The following is a 17,338-nucleotide window of genomic DNA, read 5'->3' on the forward strand; positions in this document are numbered from 1 at the left end:
GGAAAGACTCCTTTTTTGTTTTGAATGAATATAGTTTATATTCATTCATTTTGTGGCAAAAAAATAACCCAAACGGCTATTTTAAAATAACGTATAAGATACCGGTGATGAGGTCGTTGAGTAATTGGTAGTAGCTGGCAGTTTGGATTTCACTTTGATGGAAATCAACGACAGTTAAGGCATTGAAGAGGCTGATGATCCGGTCCTTCTCCATGCCATCCTTGAGTAGGCCGCGCTGGTGCCACCGGTCGATTAGCTTCATCAGGGTCGCGTAGACCAGGCTATCTTCCACGGCAGTCTGATTGGTGGCTGCAATCTGGGCGTTGAGCTTAGGATTGTTGAACCATTCCTGAAGAATTTGATTGTCGGCGGAACGGGTGAAGATCTCGTGAATAACGGTCTTGACCAGCTCAATCGGCGCCATGTCGAGGTCGATGGCGGCGAGAATCTCGCCCTTGGTGCGTTCGTTTTCTGCGTTATAGACCTGGATGAAGATGGCTGTCTTGGACGGGTAAAAGTTGTAAAAAGTTCCCACGGCGACATCCGCGCGCGCCGCAATCTCAGCGATACTGGTATGCTTGAAGCCTTGTGTCAAGAACAGGTCGTGTGCGGCCGTGAAGAGTCGGGTTTGTTTTTCTTCCAAGGGAAGCGCTCCTTTCGAGAATTCATGAATGAATATTATATTAGTTCATTCATTTTGTCAACCCCAAAAACTGACCAATCCTGAAATAGGACGTGGTCAGTTCAAGTTAGGCGTCGCGTTCAGCTATTTTTTCGGTGGGGTCTGGTGCCGAGACATTTTGCTGTAGCGTGAGGTCATAGCGCCGGGCGCTTGGCAGGAGCCACATGACCAGGCCACAGACGAGACTACCGATCCCGCCGATGACAAAGAGCTTTTCCACGCCGATAGCATCAGCCAGTGGGCCGGCAAAGATGAGGCCCACGGGTCCGGTAATGCTCATCATCGAATTGAGCACACCAAGAATCCGGCCCAGCTGTTCGGGCGGAAAACTCTGCTGAATCATGGCCATTAGCAGCGTGCTATAGAATGGCGTAGCAATGCCAGCCAAGGTGTTGAGGGCCACGAACCAGATGAAGCCGGTCTGGTTGCCGGGAAGAAAGCCGCTGGCCCCAAACGTAACGCCCATCGCTAACATCGCCCAGAGAATCGGGGACATACGGTCTTTCCAATTACCGAAGACGCCGATAATGGTTCCGCCCAGGAGCATCCCCACCGAGTAGACCACTTCGATTAGACCAGCTTGGCCCACGCTACCGTGGAAGTAGCCCATGGTCATCAGTGGATACAAGCTTGCGGCGGGCATGAACAGTAGGGTAAAGGCCGCGCCGGTCAGCGTAATGGCCCATAAGCCCCGCGTATGGCGGAGTTTTGTGAGGCCAAATTTGGCATCGCTGAAAACGTGAACGGGTTCGTCGATGACGGGGTGCTCGGGAATCCGGACTAGGAGTAAGAGGCTAACGCCAATAATGGCGCCTAGAACATCCAACAGAATCAGAAAGTTCAGGGGAATCAGAGCGAAGAGAAAGGCTCCTAACGCGGGTGCGATAATCATGTTGGCGGATTGCACCATTCCCAGCTGGCCGTTGATCTTAGTCAACTGCTCGGTTGGCACCATGGTAGGAATGATCGACTGGATGGTAGGCATCTGGAAGGTTTGCGCAATGGAACGGACTAATAGCGAAATGAAGATCAGCCAGAGCGGAAACGTGTTCTGCAGGGTTCCCGCGATGGAGAGGATAATTGCGACGGCCGCCGCTACAACGTCGGGGACGATGAGCAGTAGCTTCTTATTGAGACGATCGACAAATGGACCGACGAAAGGACTCAGCAGAACCATCGGCAACATGCCCAGTAACGTTGCCAGGCTTAGAACGGTCGCCGATCCAGTCTGTTTAGTCAGGTACCAGATAATCGCGTATTGGACGACCATACTGGTAATTCCCGACAGAAATTGACTGGTTAAAAATAAATAAATGTTACGCCGCCAGTGCGGCAGTTGGGTCGTTTCCACAACCAGACCCCCTTTAAAAGTAGAATCGGCAAGGCTGAGTGGCGATTTAGTTCGTAGCCAAAAGGCCCCCACGGGTTATCCATGGGTGCTCAACCTTTAGCGGTATAATAATTGCACAGGGGTTTTAGATTAGCATATTACTTAAGTCGTGGCAAGTGAGATGACCCGCCACGTTCAAGGACTTTGTGGCAAATAAAAAGAATTGCGACAGTGGTCGCAATTCTGGGAGAATTTAACGTCGTTAGCGCCACGCTCAGTGGTTGACAGCCGGTTTGCGTTGCAGATCCGACGGAATAAAACTGTCGGGTTCGTGGTTTTCCATCAATTCGGCGTAGTGCGCGACCTTGAAATTGATGGTGGCCAGATGTTGTTGGAGATCTTTAATCTCTTGTAAGGTTTGGGCCTGCTGGGCTTTCATCATTTCGTAGCGCTCCGGCACCGTTTCATCGCCGTCTTGGGCCAGCGCCAAGTAGTGCTTGATTCGTTCGATCGACATGCCGGTGGCGCGTAAGCACACGATAATGTTCAACCACTCAAGGTCGCTATCCTCAAAGACCCGGTTATTATTCTCATCGCGCTGGACAAACGGTAACATCCCGTGTTCGTGGTAATAACGGATGCTGTAGGTGGAAATCCCCATTTTCTCAGCGACTTCATGAATGGTATATGACATTGAAATTTTCCTCCTCGCGGAACTGACCTTCGACTAACTCGAAGTGATTGCTCATTATCATACGGGAAAGCGACGGAAACCGCAAGCATTTAGGCTTCGGGCGTGGTGGTGTGGTAGTTGCGGCCAACAATCAATCAAGCAACGAGTTGTCAGCTATTTAAACCATATCCGAATTTAATGACAATTTTTATATCAAATATTCGCTTATTTGGAAATAAAACTAGACTTCATAACAACCATCCCGTATGATTAGGAGGAAATGCGAATAAACCGTTTCTAATGGGGAGGAAATGATTATGCACTGGATCGCCGATTTGTTAGCGGCCATCGGAGTCGTCTTAAACGGCATTCCACAGGGAATCATGGCAATGTCGCTCGGTTTTGCAATTTTTCCAACGATGTTTTCTTTTATTTTTGCGTCGGCGGTCAATGGGGCCTTTGGCGCCGTAGCACCGTTGTCGTTTCAGGCCGAGTCGCTGGCACTGACGGGGAAGCTGGGGCGTAACTTACGTGAGCGAACCTCGATTATTTTAGGCGGGTCCATTGTGATGCTTCTGATCGGGGTCACCGGGACGCTGACAAAGATTGTTGCTGTCCTGGGTAACGGCATCATGGCGGGGATGATGGCTGGTGTAGGCATCATGCTAGCTAAGATTGCACTGGGGATGGCCAAGGAGGAACAGCTCACGGGATGGTTGTCGGTGGCGCTGGCTGCCGTTACCTACCTGATTACCAAGGACTTGGTGTGGACCATCGTGATTTCGGTGGTGGGCTCGAGTCTGGCGGCCGTCCTGGGTCAGCACTACAGAGCGGAGCTGCCAGCCCACGTGACCGCTCGCCGGTTTGTCTTCACCAAGCCAATGATTAGCGTTCGCGTGGTACGTGGGGCACTCAGTCTGGCGTGCTTAAACATTGGCGCCAACATTTCTTACGGGTTGATTACCGGCCAGATGACCGGTCAGAAGCCCAATCCGGTCAACCTGAACCTGTTAACGATTACTCAGTCCATTGCCGATATGGGGACTAGTTTACTGGGTGGGGCACCGGTCGAAGCGATCATCTCGGCGACGGCCAGTGCGCCTGAACCCGTGGTGGCCGGTATCATGATGATGCTAATTATGGCGGCCATTCTAGCGATTGGTTGGTTGCCTAAGCTGGGGAAATACGTGCCTAGCGCCTCAATTGCGGGATTCCTGTTCATTCTGGGAGCGGTCGTCATTTTTCCGGTCAATGCCGGGCTGGCGCTTCAGGGCTCCACGGCCACGATTGCGGCGATTACACTGGTGATTACGGCGGTTGCCGATCCATTCGCGGGGTTACTCGCCGGCGCCGTGTTGAAATTCTGTTTGCCACTCTTAGGGCTGGGGGTCTAACCAATGAAAACTTTTGAACTTCAAGTGGGACCGTTGACACGGCGATTGCCGATTTTGCCGATTAACGAGACCACGGCGATTGCGTCGTTCGTCTTGTTAGGGGATGCGGAGCTGACGGATTATGCGGCGCAAGCGTTGGCACAACGCGTACCGGCGAACTTTGACTATTTCGTCACGCTAGAGAGTAAGGGGATTCCGTTGGCGCAGGAGCTCAGTCGGGTGACGGATCATCCGCAATTCGTAGTGCTCCGGAAGAACGTGAAAGATTACATGGTGGCGCCCTTAACGGTACCGGTCAAGGCAATCACCACGAGTGCGCCGCAGCAATTGGTACTCGATGGCACTGATGCGGATCGGTTGGTAGCTAAGCGAGTCGTGATCGTGGACGATGTCATTAGTAGTGGGGGCTCACTGACGGCGGCCAAGACGCTGTTGGAAAAAGCCGGTGCCACGGTCGTGGGTCAGATGGCGATCTTAGCGGAGGGCGAGGCCGTTAGTCGGCAGGATATTGACTTTTTGGCGGAATTGCCGTTGTTTTCGCGGTAGGCATAGATGCCTAGCCATTGCGACTCATAAAGGAAGTAAGCACAAAATAGGCCCCAACCGCGCGCACTTCAAGCGCTGGTTGAGGCCTGTTTCTTCTATATATAACGGATTTTATAAATCAATCGTTTAGCTAGTCACTAATTACTTAGCGATGTAAGTCGTCTTGAAATCGTAAGGCACGCCGGCACCGTTATAAACAATGCTTTTGACGTTGCTACGTAACAACTGCGACTTGGCTGCTTGATACAGCGGGATCGTGCCTTGATCGTTGATTAAGACCTTTTCAGCCTTGACGAGCTTGGCCCAACGAGTGGTTGGCTGGTTCCCGTCTTGATTTTCGGCTTCGTCGAGGAGCTTGTCGAATTCACTGCTCTTCCAGCCGGTCGTGTTATAGCTGGAGTCGGATTCGAAGACATCGAGGAAATTAATTGGGTCGGCGAAGACGGATTGCCAGCCGGCGAGGGTCAATTCGTAATTCCCATTGTTTTGTTGGGTGATCAGCTGAACGTAAGGCACCGTCTTGATGGTAATCTTGACGTTTGGCAACTTCTCCAATGAGCTTTGTAGAAATTCGGCGGTCTGCTTGTTAGTGTCAGTATCGGAAACGGACAGGGTGACGTTGAGTTGCTTATCACCGGTCTGCTTCAGCCCCTTGGCCAGTAAGCTCTTGGCTTGCTTGAGGTTGTACGAAACACCGGATTTGACGTAAGCCTCTTGGTTGAAGGCTTCACCGGTCTTGGGATTGTTGCCCATGCCGGCGGGAACGAAGCCCTTGGAAGCAACAGAACCATCCTGTAAGACGTCATTGACCAGTTGGTTGCGGTCGATGGCTAAGGAGAGGGCCTTGCGGACGTTGACGTTCTTGAAGGCTGGGACCTTCTTTTGGTTTAAATCCAACCGTTGAGAACCGGTGGGAAGACGCTTAACGAAGTCCTTGCTGTTCTTGTTGTTCTTAATCTGTTGGCCGCTGAGGAGCGTTTCATCGGTCTTCTTGGCATTGTAGAGATTGTAGCTGGTCGTTGTGGACTCGGTGACCTGTTCGTTAATCTTAGTCAGATGAACGGCTTTCTTATCCCAGTAGGTCTGGTTCTTGGCTAGCGTCCAGCTCTTGCCAGTACCGTTCCACTTAGTCAGCCGGAATGGGCCGTTGTAAACGGTCGTGGCTGAGCTGGTCCCATACTTCTTGCCGTACTGATCCACAGCCTTTTGGTTCAGCGGGTAGAAGAGTGGCCAAGCCAGCAGTTTCTTGAAGTAGGAGACGGGCTTCGTCAGTTGAACGGTCAGTTTGTATTTGCCATCGGCCTTGATGCCTAGGGCGTTGAGCGGTTGCTTGCCCTTGTTGACGGCCTCGGCGTTCTTGACCTGATAGAGGTAGAAGGCATCCTGTGAAGCCGTCTTTGGGTTCAGCGTACGTTGCCAGGAGTAAACAAAGTCCTTGGCCGTCACCGGTTGACCGTTGGACCATTTGGCATTCTGCCGTAGCTTGAAGGTGTAGGTTTTGCCGCCGTTGGTGACTTTGGTGCTGGTGGCCAGGGCGTTAGCCGGCGTGCCCTTAGCGTTGAGGCGGTAGAGGCCCTCTTGCGTGTTCTGTAAAACGGTAAAGCTCAACGTGTCGGTGGCCTGTGCGAGATCGGAAGAGGCTAGTTCGGAAGACTCAGTCCAGTTCAACTCCTGTTTGGCGGCGTACTTGCCACTACTGTTACTCGTGCTGGCTTGGCTGCCGCAACCCGCTAACGTTAAGAGGCTGAGTGCAGTAAGTGTTAAAATCGTTCCTTTTTTCTTCATCCCAAAACATCTCCTCAAATAAAAATCGTCCTTATGTACTTGCTACATAAGGACGATTTCACTCGCGGTGCCACCTTGTTTTATGCTGGACTCACGCCCACCATCTCCGTAACTTCTGTTGCCAAAAGTCGGAAGCGGTAACGGGCTTCAAATCGAACAACCAGCTTGCACCAATTGTCAGCTACCAGGCTCATCTTCGCGGTTCCGTTGTAAGCCACCTTTTCAGCTACCGGTGGTCTCTGAACTTAGCGGGAACGGCTACTCTTCCTGGCGATGCGTTCATGGGTTTTTAACTTGGTTCTCATACTAAGCGTTGGCGGCGGGGATGTCAATAGAAAAATAACAAGAGAGTTCCTAGTTGATATAACGCAGATTGTGGCCGTATATAGAAGAAATCATGACTGGAATCGTCTAAATATTAATATATTTATCATCACATTCACATTATTTTTGCGAATTTATCGGCCGAAAAAAGCCGCAAAACAAGTCCCTCATAGAGAGCATGTTTTGCGGCCAAATTAAGTCCTCGTATTCAATTTAAAACGGTTTAAACTGCCGCGTACGGCACCGGCTTGCTGTAATAGTAGCCTTGGGTCATCCCAACGTTATATTGCTGAGCCAACGCAACATCACCCTTATCTTCGATGCCTTCGAGGGTGAAGCCAAGTTGGTAGTTGTCGGCGATCTTACGCCAGAAGTTGAGGCTCTTCATCATCTCGTTTTGCCGGTGTTGGAACCGGAAATTTTGCATGGCGAACTTGATGCTGTCCATGAAGGGGAGGACGTCTTGAACGGCCTGCGACCAAGGATTGTCCGTACCCACGTCATCCAGACTCAACTTGATATCGAACGCCCGGTAGAGGGCCACGTAACGGTGGAGTTCCTCTAGCGACGGTGCCTCCGTCAATTCAACGATGAGGTTTAAATTCTTCACTGATTTTTTCAAATGAATGAGATGGCCGATGGTCCGGCTGTCGACGAACTGTTCACGGTTTAAGTTCAACGAAATCTCGGGGTTATCGCGATGGTCTTTTAAAATGCTCGTGATCTCCTGATAGGATAATAAAACCTGCTGGTCCATTGGTAGCGCAGTAAAATCAGTAGGCGTTACCCAATAGTCATGGCAAGATGACCGTAATAATAATTCATAGCCAGCTAACTTTTGCGTTGCCGCATTGATCTGCGGTTGGACGAAGAATCGATACATTTTAAAAGAAAATCCCCTTTCTTATCTGCGAGCGCATTTGATAATATCGTTTATTATACCCCATCACTCAACTAATTTATAGCCCTAATGGTGTAGGAGAGTGGCAATTTAACACTCCAAATTTCCAATATCGTCCGCTAAATGATTATGTTAACGCTTTAATCAGCTAAATTCAATTCATACGCTCGCCGGGCATTATCGCCGGGCTCCGCAACGTGGACGATTCCCCGGAATTGATAGCCGAGACTGAGGGCAATGGCCTGCATGCGTTGATTCATTTGGTGGGTGTCGATCCGGAAGTTACGGATCCCCGCTTGATAAGCCGTGCTAATCAGATTGGAGAAGAAGTAGTGGCTGAGGTGTTGGCCGGCGAAGTCCTTGCTTAACGCGATCCGATGAATGGTGGCGTAGGGCTCCTGATTGTTTTGCCAGCCGGCGCCCGTAATCTCGTGATAGTTGGCGTCGTCGCCCACAACTTGGGCCGCGGTACCCGCTATCCGGTTATCGACCATCAATACCCAACTTTGCTGGGCCATGATATCGCGGCGAATAGCGGCCTCATCGGGATAACCATCTTGCCACTGCGGGCTGCCATCCGCCTTCAATAAAGCCTTAGCATCCGCAATAATCGCCATGATGGCTGGTACATCAACTTTGGTAGCGTGTCGTAAATAAACTAAACTCATCAGTCGTCCTCCAATGTATTTAAATTTAACTTCTAGAATACCACTTTCTGCCGGTAGATTGGCGAATCTTTTAGCAGCCGTCTGTGCACAGTTCATTTGGATTGAGAACCACCAACCGCGGGACTTTTTACCAGAATTTTGGTAAATTTGAGGGAACGAGACTTCTCAGGCGCGCGTCGGCTGAAGAGGTCACCAGAAAAGGAGTAGACTGACATGGTAAAAATTACGGCATACGGCGTCCGTGAACTGGAGGAGCCGTACTTCAATCGCCTAAATACCGCGGGTTTTACGTTGAAATTTGTTCGCGACTTATTGACCCATGAGAACGTGACGGCGGCCGCCGGGACCGACGCCGTCCTGGTGCGGGGAAACTGCGTTGTCGACCGGCAAAATCTACAACAGTTTGCGGATTGGGGCATTAAGGCGGTTTTTACGCGATCGGTAGGGGTCAACCATTTGGACTTGCAGGCGGCCAGCGAGTTGGGCATCACGGTGGCGCGAGTTCCCGGATACTCACCGTTTGCCGTGGCCGAATTGGCCTTTACCCTGGGGATGACGCTGTTTCGGCACGTTAATCTTGCCGTTGATCAGACCCGCCAGGCCGACTTTACGATTGGCAATGCCCTTTTCAGCAAGGAAATCCACACGGCAACGGTGGGCATCGTGGGGGTCGGGCGAATTGGCTTGGCGGAAGCACAACTCTATCAGGGTTTAGGTGCACACGTGGTGGGCTACGATCGCCGGCCATCCGCGACGGCAAACGAACGCGTTGAGTTAGTCACATTGCCGGATTTACTGGCGCAGAGCGATATTGTCTCACTACATGTGCCCTACTTACCGGGTCAAAACGATGATCTAATCAACTCGGCCTTTATCGCCCAAATGAAAGCGGGTGCCGTACTGGTGAACACGGCGCGCGGGGAGCTAGCCAATGTAGACGCCATTTTAGCCGGCTTGACGAGTGGCCAACTCAGCGGCTATGGCACCGATGTCTTTCGCGGTGAAACAACGATGTTGGGCCAATCGTACGGCAGTCTGGCCGAAGTTCCCAATCCGGAAGTTCGGCAGTTATTGGCGGCGTATCCGCGCGTACTGGTCACGCCACACGTGGGGTCCTACACGGAACCGGCGTTGGAAGACATGATTCGCATGAGCTTCGACAATTTCCGCGACTTCTTCGCCACCGGTCACACAGCTAATGAGGTCCGGGTGGAATCATAAACGCGTTGATCCGGCTGTCGATAGTGGCCGCCTTACCGCCTTACCGTTCGCCAAATTTGGTCTGGATCGCGGTGGGCAGGACGGGCCAAGCCAAAGGGCGGTCTTGTCCCTCGCTTCGAGCCGAAAGCCCGCGTCTCAAAGACGCCATTTTCCAAGTAGAACACTTGGAAAATCCCACGGCTGAGACCAAATTTGACTCACTCACGGCTACACTACTGAAGATAATCAACTAGGGTAGTGATCTCAGCAAAATTTGCGTCAGTTTGGCTGTTAACCACTCACCGTAACCGGAGGTAGCCAGAGATGGAGGGCGGTGTTAGCTAACGTCCTGAGTCGGCTTACAGCGCGGGACGTGTTTGGAGACTGGCGAATTTTGCTAGGCTTCAAACCGAGCCAGAGGACCGTTTCTCAGGCCGCAGGCGGTCCCCACAGCGCCGGAATCTCTGGCAGCCGTAGGTGGTATTGATGGTTTATTTAATAGCTATGAACCGTACCGGCTGGGAAACTTAGTAAGACGGTCAGAACAAATACAAAACGACGGTCCATCCAGTTTTAGTCGAGGATGAACCGCCGTTTTTATATTTGCTAACTGTATGTGACCTAGTCCAGATTCAACTCGAACGCCAGCCGGGAAGCATCGCGTGTCTGCTCGTCCACGTAGATGGTGCCGCGGTGCTTGTAGCCGAAGCTCCGGGCGATCGCCTGCATCTGCTGGTTCTTAACGTGCGTGTCCATGCGGAAGTTCCGCACACCCTCGTGGTAGGCCTGACTGATGAGATTGGAGAAGAAGTAGTGACTCAGGTGTTGGCCAGCAAACCCGGCACCGATTGCGATGCGGTGAATGGTGGCGTAAGGGTCCTGATTGTTTTGCCACTGGCCGTCTTCGATGTTCAGGTAGTTGGGGTCGTCACCGATGACCATGGTGGCCGTTCCGGCGACTTGCCCGTCGACGACTAGCAACCAACATTGCTGGCCGTCGACGTCTCGTTTCAGTGCCGCGGCATCCGGATAGCCATCCTGCCATTGCGGACTTCCCGCGGCCTTTAGCTGGGCCTTGGCGTGATTAATGATTGCCATGATAGTGGGTAAGTCGCGCAGCGTGGCCCGTTTGATGAAGATTAAACTCATCGTGATGCCTCCTCAGAAGAGATTCTAGAATCTATAATACCACTTGCACGGGCTGACTAGAAGGAATTCATGAAGCTCGAGTAGTTACTCTGAATAAAGTTCATGACGGAGCCGCCAACGATACTGCCAGCAATATAGCTGAAGATGATAAAGGCAATGATCAAAGCCGCTTCGGCCAGCAGGAGTGTGTAGAATTTGTCCAAGCGGGGGTGGTCAACGCCATTGATAATGACGAAGATGTAGCCCAGATTCAGAATGATACTGGTTGGAATCATGAAGAGAATCATCAGGCTATAGCTGGAGAAGTTCGCGCCGGTCGTGATGAGACTGAGCAGAAAGGTGATCAGATTGAAAATCAAAATCAAGTTGGTCGTTCCGGCGAAACGGTTGGTGAATTCCCAGAAGTTCAGGGGAGCTTGGTCGTCAATCAACCGGCGGAAGCCGTAACTTAGGCTGACGTACACGGCGGCACCCAGGAGAATGAGGAAGAAGAAAATCAACCCGGCCTTAAACAGAATGCCGTTTACGTTAATCATGTTAGCGACGGCCTGGCTGACGTCGCTACTGTAGAGTGCCATCACGCGTTTGCCCAGAGACACCAGCATCAGAACTGTCAGGAGATCTTCCAAGGCCAGCGCAATCACCCCAAACGACCGGTTGGCGTTGGGAACGACTTGGCTGGGGTGCCGGATAGTGGTCAGCCACCAACTGAAGAAGTTACCAGAGAAACGCTTGACGTCGGCAAAGGAATCGCTTGACGTGGCGGTATCGTTAGGCCGATCTTGGGTGGCTTGTTCCCGCGTCATTTGGGGTTGCGTCGGTTCTGCTGGCTGTGCGTCAGGAGTTACCGTACTCTCGAGGGCGTACCCACATTTGGGACAGAACTTCGCGTCATTTTTGATTGCCGTCCCACAGTGGGGGCAAAATTTTGTTTGATTATCCATCAATAGTCTCCTTAGTCGTCTGAATCTTCGTGGTAGTCGTTAACTTTTTGACTACCCGAGATCTTGTTGATTTCATAGCTTTGTGAGGAATCGTCGTTGTTAGCTGGCTTCAGGGTTGCGGTGTACTGGAACGTTTGGATGTGGTCGTAGTCGTCCAGTTCGAAGTCGTATTTGACCGTGTAGGTTACCAGACTGGTCTCGTTAGGGCCGGGCTTGACGCTCTTAATGTCCGTATCCATGTTGATGTAGTTCAGGTTGTCATCCTTGTAGTACCCCTCGGCCATCTGCTTTAACTGCGCGTATTCGGCGTTGCTACTGCCGTTGGCGAAGAAGTCCGCCATGGCATCATCGTCGTCATCGGTCGCGTCGTCGATGTCGCCCTGATCGGAGAGATTTTCAACGGCCGTGAAGAGGTTGTCAAAGAAGTCGTCGGCGTCGCTCTCATCGATCATGTTGTTGTAATCCAGGTCGACATCGGATTGGTCGTCACTCTTGCGGATGTGAACGGATGGCGTCGTGGCTTTACCAGCGCTAGATGAGTACTGGGCGTAAGCGGACATGTCCGATGACCACGGTTCGTCATTTAAGTTATACATCCCGCTGTCGTCGGCATTCCCGATCTTCTTACCATTCAAGTAGATGGCGGATGCCGGTACCGTGTTAAACGTGACGGAAACGGTGGTTAATTCCAAGTCATAGGTCTTGTTGCCTGTGATGTGGTAGTCGCCACTGTTGGTCAACTGGTGACTCCCAACCTTCCCACTAGACTGCAGGTGATATTCGCCGGGAACCAGGGCACCGAGCTTCTTGGTGTAATCGTCACTCGTTGCCGTTGCAATCTTGTGGTTGTCCAGCTTGACCACATTCCCCGTATGATTCGTGGTGATGGTGGGGTAAACGGGACTCACGCTAATCTGGTACTTCGGGAAGACCAGCAGGTGATGGCCAGTCTGCTTATAGGTGAAGTTACCGTCGTTACTGGATCCACTGGCTTGTAGCTCGCTCTTAAGCGTGGCAAGGGCCTTGGCGTGGTCGGTGTAGTAGCGGTTGACCGGCAAGAGCTTGGTCTTACTCAACTTCAGGTCGGAACTCCCGCTGGTAAAGGTCGTCGTGAGGTGCTTGCCGGACTTGATGCTGGCAATCTCGCGGTCTAACGTCGCGTTACGTGAATAGTGCTGGTTGCCCCAAACAAAGAACAAGATAAGCACCACGATGACGCCACCAATGCTCCACCACTGAATCTTTTTGGCCTTGGTCATGGGTTTACGGGGTTGTCGTGTGGGACGAGTCGGCGTTGGTGCCTGCCGGGTCGGCTGTTGGTTCTGCGGATTAGCATCGTTATTGTCAGTCGTAGCGTTTGCTTCTTGCAGATTGTAGCCGCAATTTTGACAGAAGATATCGTCCGGTGAGATGGGATTTCCACAGTTGGGACAGAAGTGATTTTGACCGCCACCGGGTTGATTATCGGCTGGGGCGGCAAATGATGTGACATGCATGAATTTTACCTCCAAAGATTAGATTATTTAGGCTGGAATAAGGGCTTCACCGTAGAGGCAAAGTTGACTGGGATTCGTTGGCTGGGGTTGAATCGTGATGCGGGCTGCTCCGGCGTAATGCTTGGCCAGTAGGAGGGCGTAGAGGTGCTTCATCACATCCTCCCAAGCGGCCTTGGCGCCGGCTTGGGGGGCGACGGCACTCTCGGCGAAGATGAGCCCGGCACTGCGGTAGCCAGCCGGTAATTCGGTGGCCGCGGTGATAATGAAGTTCTTGGTCTGGGCGACCTCGTCGGGGGTCAACTCCAGGTCGAACAGGGGAAATGATTGATCAGCGGCGTGGGGAATCAAGGCGTACTCATCCGCGGCGGAAAGGGTGGTGCCGCACTTTAGACAAAAGTTGGCGTCCGCCGCATTTTGATTGCCGCAATTGGAACAGATGCGATAGTAAGTTTGTTTCATGGAATTAGGACCGTCCTTTCGGTTAATCGTCGGTTTCGAATTTATCGGTATCGGGGTTGTATTGACTCACGATGTCATGGATCTGGTCGTAACGGAAGGTGCCCTCGTGTTGGCCGGAAGCCTTGTCGTAAGCTTTAATCTCGAGCATGTCGTCCGCGGGAACGGTGACGGTGTAGGTGTTATCATCCACATCGAAATTGTAGGTGTCACTGGCGGCGTCGATGGCTTCCTGATCGCTATCCGACAAGTCGCTGGCATCCTTGCCCGTGCGGTCTGGAGCATCATTAGCATTGGGCTGTTCATCGCTACTGGTATCGTCGTTATCGGTTGTGGTGTCATGCCCCGTAGCCGTCCCAGTCGTCAAGAGGCTGACCTGCTTATGAACGTCATTGTTCTTCATCAGGTCGACACTCGAGGTGGCCTTCGACCGGCTACCGGAGAGCTTGAAGGTGTAGTGGCCGGGGAATAGTGGTCCAGCGGTGTACGTGAAATGGTTATTTTTCGCCGTCACGAGCGGTGAGCCGTTGGCCTCTAAGGTGGCGTTGGCGACGTTGGTGCTCAGCACGGGATGCATGGTCCGCACGCGTAATTTATAAATGGGGAAAATCAACATGGTGTGGCCATCTGTTTCCAACTTGAAGGTCTGGTCGCGGGTCTCCCCGTTGTTTAGCAGTTCCTGTTGGAAATCTTTGGCGTAACGCTTGTGTTGCCGGGCGTAGGTCAATAGCGGTTGAACGGTATCTCCCGTAATCTTGAGGTTGGGATTATCGCTGACCATCACTTTGGCGAGGTCGTTGCTCTGATTGTTCGTAATCATGTCGGCCATATTGGCCACTTGTTGTTCCTTACCGGCCTGCTTGTTATAAAAGGAATAACCTAGGGCCGCAACGGCGACGACCGCCACGGCTAGAACCGTCCAGACCGTGCGACTCAGCCATTTCGTATGCTTAGCGGGCTTAGTAGATTGACTTTCCCGATGTCGTCGGTGGGGCTTGGCGGGCGTCTGCCGCAGGTCAAAGCCACAATTTTCACAAAAGGTACTTCCGGGCGTGACGGGTTGGTGACAATTGGGACACGTCTTCATGGCGTTTTCACTCCTCACGGGGTAGTCTGTATGCGCACGTTAAAAGACTTCAACCACGGGTCAGCGCGGCCCAAATGAGCTGAAGTCGATCGAAGCATTTCGGGTGAACTATGTATGTGCTGGTGGTCACGATGCGTTGTTAGTTGTGCCCATACACACTACCTTGATATTAATTTTTTGTTATGTTTTTATTATACGCTAATATTAAGTTCGCCGAAATAAAATTTAACGGATTAATTGACAAGACTAGCAGAAGGTTATCGCGATGAATAATACCTTATCCGCGGGATTGATGCGATAGTGTCGCTGACCGAACGAAGCTAACTATGTTGTCGGTCAAGGCGGGACAGATGTGGTAGCGTATAGCCACCCTGAGAGGGAGGTGGTGACCGTGCATTTTAAGTTTAATCCCCAATTCTATCGGACACCGTCGTTTGGCTTGGGCCTGATCTGTGGCTTGGTGGAGCTAAGCCTCTGGCGAATGGACAACACGCTCTTTCGGACGATCGGGCTAGGAACAGCGGTCTTCCTGATGGTGGTGAGTCTGGGATGGGATGCAAAATGACCCGAGAAAAAGACAGGTTGCCGAGAACTTTTAAGTCCTCGACAGCCTGCCTTTATTTTTGTCTAGGGTTTCAGGTACTGCGTGAGCCACTCGACGTAGTGGGTTTCGCGTTCGATAGCGTGGTCCAAGATTAGGTAGTGGCCGTACGCGCGGTCAATCGTGGCCTGGTCGGTGAAGACGGTCGCACGGCGTTGTTGTAAATGCTGAAGCTGCGTTTGGTGAAGCTGGTACTGTTCACGGAGCATCGGCTGGATCCGCGGATCATTGACCGATTTGATAAAGTACAGTTTTAAAATAAATTCGTCCTTATTCGGGGTTAACTCCGGCGAGGGCTGGCTCACCCAAGCCACGAGCTTTTCGCGGCCGGTGGGAGTCAAGGTGTAACGTTTCTTGGCTAGTTTCTCGCCGGTCACGGTATCCTCATGGGTGATCTCACCCGCCGCTTCGAGACGCTTGAGCATGGGGTAGATCTGGCTGTGTTGGGCTTGCCAGAATTCACCAATCTCGTTTTCAAAGGCTTTGGCTAAATCATAACCGGTCTGCGGCTGTTGATTCAGTAAACCTAAAATAATATATTGCAGTCGATTTCGCTGTCCGATGGTGATCTTCCCCTTTAGTCTCATGGTTTCACTACTTTCATTGAACCAGTTTCTCCTGTAAAGTTCAAGAAAAATTGTTGACAAAGCCGAGGGTTCTGATTACACTAATCAAGTAAATTAAAACATGTAATTAATTACATTATTGAATGCAGAATAGAAGGAGTGCACGACCATGACGAAAGAATTTAAAACGCTTGATGACTTTTTAGGAACCCACTTTATTTACACTTACGATAATGGGTGGGAATACGAGTGGTACGCGAAGAATGACCACACCGTTGACTACCGAATCCACGGTGGCATGGTCGCTGGTCGGTGGGTCACGGATCAAGAGGCCAACATCGTCATGCTGGTTCCCGGAATCTACAAGGTAGCCTGGACGGAACCCACGGGGACCGATGTCGCCCTCGACTTTGTCCCTAATGAAGGCAAGCTCAACGGGACTATTTTCTTCCCTAAGTGGGTGCAGGACCATCCCGAAATCACGGTGACTTATCAAAACGACCACATCGACGTGATGGAAGCCGCCCGCGAAAAGTACGCCACTTATCCGAAGCTTGTTGTGCCCGAATTCGCCAAGATTACCTACATGGGTGACGCCGGTCAAAATAACGAAGATGTCATCAGCGAAGCTCCTTATGCTGGCTTACCCGATGACATCCGTGCCGGTAAGTATTTCGATGCCAACTACCAACGGCTGAAGAAATAAGATTCACTACTGAAGGTTAAAAGCTAGGATCTGTAATGTGACGAGGATAATGCGATAGTCGCGTACTGACCGCCTTACCGTTCGCCAAATTTGGTCTGGATCGCTGGGGACTGGAACATATTCGCGAGCTTTCAACTAAAAATCGACGTCTCCCGCCTGCTAACGAAGCAGAGGAGACGTCGATTTTTAAGAGCTAGTTGTGAGAAAGTCAGTCCCATGAGGTCACGTTTTGTGGCATACTAGAACGTAATCTAGCAGAAAGTAGGTCATGTGCAATGGCAAATTACATTCAAGAGATTCGGCGCTTAGTGGGTCACCGGCCAATTATTCTCAACGCGGCGGGGGCCATTCTGGTCAACGACCAACAGGAAGTTCTGCTCAACCTACGGACGGATACCCACAACTGGAGCTTACCCGGAGGCTATCTCGAATACGGCGAAACCTTCGATCAGGCCTGTGTCCGAGAATACAAGGAGGACGCCGGGTTGGACGTTGAAATCGTTCGACCGCTGGGGATCTTCGATCAGGGCTTCACCACTTATCCGAATGGCGATAAGACTCAGGTGATCTCACGGCTCTACCTGGTTAAGCCGGTCGGTGGTCACACGCTTGAAGACGCTACCGATGAAACGTTAGACCTGCAATACTTCCCGTTTGATCAGTTGCCACCCCTGTTGAATCAGCAGACGGCGGACATGTTGGCGGCGGGCCAGGCTTACTTTGCACAGCAACATTAACTGGCTGAAAAATTGTCGATTTGGTGGTTACACTGGCCGTCTTACCGTTCGCCAAATTAACACGGTGGGGAGGACGGGAAAAGCCGAAGGGCG

The 17,338-nt window shown here is 51.6% G+C and carries 18 protein-coding genes; 6 read left to right on the forward strand and 12 right to left on the reverse strand.

Annotated elements, in window-relative coordinates:
* Positions 1 to 76: 76 nt before the first annotated feature.
* The 3 genes from KB236_10295 to KB236_10305 form a co-directional block, all read right to left on the reverse strand.
* Entirely contained in the window at positions 77 to 643 is a 567-nt protein-coding gene (locus KB236_10295) for a TetR/AcrR family transcriptional regulator (protein UIF28905.1), read from the reverse strand.
* 106 nt (positions 644 to 749) lie between these two features.
* Positions 750 to 2,033 (reverse strand): MFS transporter, encoded by a 1,284-nt coding sequence (locus KB236_10300; GenBank protein UIF28906.1) that lies wholly within the window; start codon positions 2,031 to 2,033, stop codon positions 750 to 752.
* Between the two features lie 253 nt (positions 2,034 to 2,286).
* A complete protein-coding gene (locus KB236_10305; GenBank protein UIF28907.1) occupies positions 2,287 to 2,706 on the reverse strand; it encodes a MerR family transcriptional regulator in 420 nt (139 codons plus the stop codon).
* 296 nt (positions 2,707 to 3,002) lie between these two features.
* Between KB236_10305 and KB236_10310 the strand changes: the two genes are divergently transcribed.
* Both KB236_10310 and KB236_10315 read left to right on the forward strand, forming a co-directional pair.
* Positions 3,003 to 4,079: an NCS2 family permease gene (locus tag KB236_10310; GenBank protein ID UIF28908.1), complete on the forward strand. Its 1,077-nt coding sequence runs from the start codon at positions 3,003 to 3,005 to the stop codon at positions 4,077 to 4,079.
* Between the two features lie 3 nt (positions 4,080 to 4,082).
* Positions 4,083 to 4,625 (forward strand): adenine phosphoribosyltransferase, encoded by a 543-nt coding sequence (locus KB236_10315; GenBank protein UIF28909.1) that lies wholly within the window; start codon positions 4,083 to 4,085, stop codon positions 4,623 to 4,625.
* A gap of 141 nt (positions 4,626 to 4,766) precedes the next feature.
* Here the strand turns inward: KB236_10315 and KB236_10320 are convergent, their stop codons facing one another.
* The 3 genes from KB236_10320 to KB236_10330 all read right to left on the reverse strand — a co-directional run bounded on the left by KB236_10320 (position 4,767) and on the right by KB236_10330 (position 8,303).
* Positions 4,767 to 6,410 (reverse strand): peptide ABC transporter substrate-binding protein, encoded by a 1,644-nt coding sequence (locus KB236_10320; GenBank protein ID UIF28910.1) that lies wholly within the window; start codon positions 6,408 to 6,410, stop codon positions 4,767 to 4,769.
* Positions 6,411 to 6,957: 547 nt separating this feature from the next.
* Positions 6,958 to 7,617, reverse strand: a complete 660-nt coding sequence (locus KB236_10325) for an EAL domain-containing protein (protein UIF28911.1) — start codon at positions 7,615 to 7,617, stop codon at positions 6,958 to 6,960.
* A gap of 158 nt (positions 7,618 to 7,775) precedes the next feature.
* Positions 7,776 to 8,303 carry a GNAT family N-acetyltransferase gene (locus tag KB236_10330; GenBank protein ID UIF28912.1) on the reverse strand — a complete coding sequence of 176 codons (528 nt, stop codon included), beginning with the start codon at positions 8,301 to 8,303 and terminating at the stop codon, positions 7,776 to 7,778.
* A gap of 213 nt (positions 8,304 to 8,516) precedes the next feature.
* On the opposite strand from KB236_10330, the gene KB236_10335 reads away from it, so the two are divergent.
* Positions 8,517 to 9,524 carry a lactate dehydrogenase gene (locus tag KB236_10335; protein ID UIF28913.1) on the forward strand — a complete coding sequence of 336 codons (1,008 nt, stop codon included), beginning with the start codon at positions 8,517 to 8,519 and terminating at the stop codon, positions 9,522 to 9,524.
* Positions 9,525 to 10,124: 600 nt separating this feature from the next.
* On the opposite strand, the gene KB236_10340 is transcribed toward KB236_10335, so the two are convergent.
* The 5 genes from KB236_10340 to KB236_10360 are packed head-to-tail and all read right to left on the reverse strand — an operon-like array spanning position 10,125 to position 14,635.
* Complete coding sequence (locus tag KB236_10340) at positions 10,125 to 10,652, reverse strand: GNAT family N-acetyltransferase (protein UIF28914.1); 528 nt, start codon at positions 10,650 to 10,652, stop codon at positions 10,125 to 10,127.
* Positions 10,653 to 10,708: 56 nt separating this feature from the next.
* Complete coding sequence (locus tag KB236_10345) at positions 10,709 to 11,596, reverse strand: zinc-ribbon domain-containing protein (protein ID UIF28915.1); 888 nt, start codon at positions 11,594 to 11,596, stop codon at positions 10,709 to 10,711.
* Positions 11,597 to 11,607: 11 nt separating this feature from the next.
* The gene (locus KB236_10350; GenBank protein ID UIF28916.1) at positions 11,608 to 13,092 is read right to left on the reverse strand and encodes a zinc-ribbon domain-containing protein; all 1,485 of its coding nucleotides are present in this window, start codon (positions 13,090 to 13,092) and stop codon (positions 11,608 to 11,610) included.
* Between the two features lie 27 nt (positions 13,093 to 13,119).
* Entirely contained in the window at positions 13,120 to 13,551 is a 432-nt protein-coding gene (locus tag KB236_10355) for a zinc ribbon domain-containing protein (GenBank protein ID UIF28917.1), read from the reverse strand.
* Between the two features lie 22 nt (positions 13,552 to 13,573).
* A complete protein-coding gene (locus tag KB236_10360) occupies positions 13,574 to 14,635 on the reverse strand; it encodes a zinc ribbon domain-containing protein (GenBank protein UIF28918.1) in 1,062 nt (353 codons plus the stop codon).
* 391 nt (positions 14,636 to 15,026) lie between these two features.
* On the opposite strand from KB236_10360, the gene KB236_10365 reads away from it, so the two are divergent.
* Positions 15,027 to 15,200, forward strand: a complete 174-nt coding sequence (locus KB236_10365; protein ID UIF28919.1) for a hypothetical protein — start codon at positions 15,027 to 15,029, stop codon at positions 15,198 to 15,200.
* Positions 15,201 to 15,262: 62 nt separating this feature from the next.
* Here KB236_10365 and KB236_10370 read toward each other — a convergent pair whose 3' ends face one another.
* Entirely contained in the window at positions 15,263 to 15,799 is a 537-nt protein-coding gene (locus KB236_10370) for a PadR family transcriptional regulator (GenBank protein UIF30350.1), read from the reverse strand.
* 172 nt (positions 15,800 to 15,971) lie between these two features.
* Here KB236_10370 and KB236_10375 point away from each other — a divergent pair, with 172 nt between their 5' ends.
* On the forward strand, positions 15,972 to 16,508 hold the full coding sequence (locus KB236_10375) for a phenolic acid decarboxylase (protein UIF28920.1): 537 nt from the start codon (positions 15,972 to 15,974) through the stop codon (positions 16,506 to 16,508).
* A 275-nt stretch (positions 16,509 to 16,783) separates the two neighbouring features.
* A complete protein-coding gene (locus KB236_10380) occupies positions 16,784 to 17,245 on the forward strand; it encodes an NUDIX hydrolase (GenBank protein UIF28921.1) in 462 nt (153 codons plus the stop codon).
* Positions 17,246 to 17,338: the final 93 nt, after the last annotated feature.

The sequence above is a fragment of the Levilactobacillus brevis genome (genome assembly GCA_021383565.1).
GTDB lineage: Bacteria > Bacillota > Bacilli > Lactobacillales > Lactobacillaceae > Levilactobacillus > Levilactobacillus brevis_B.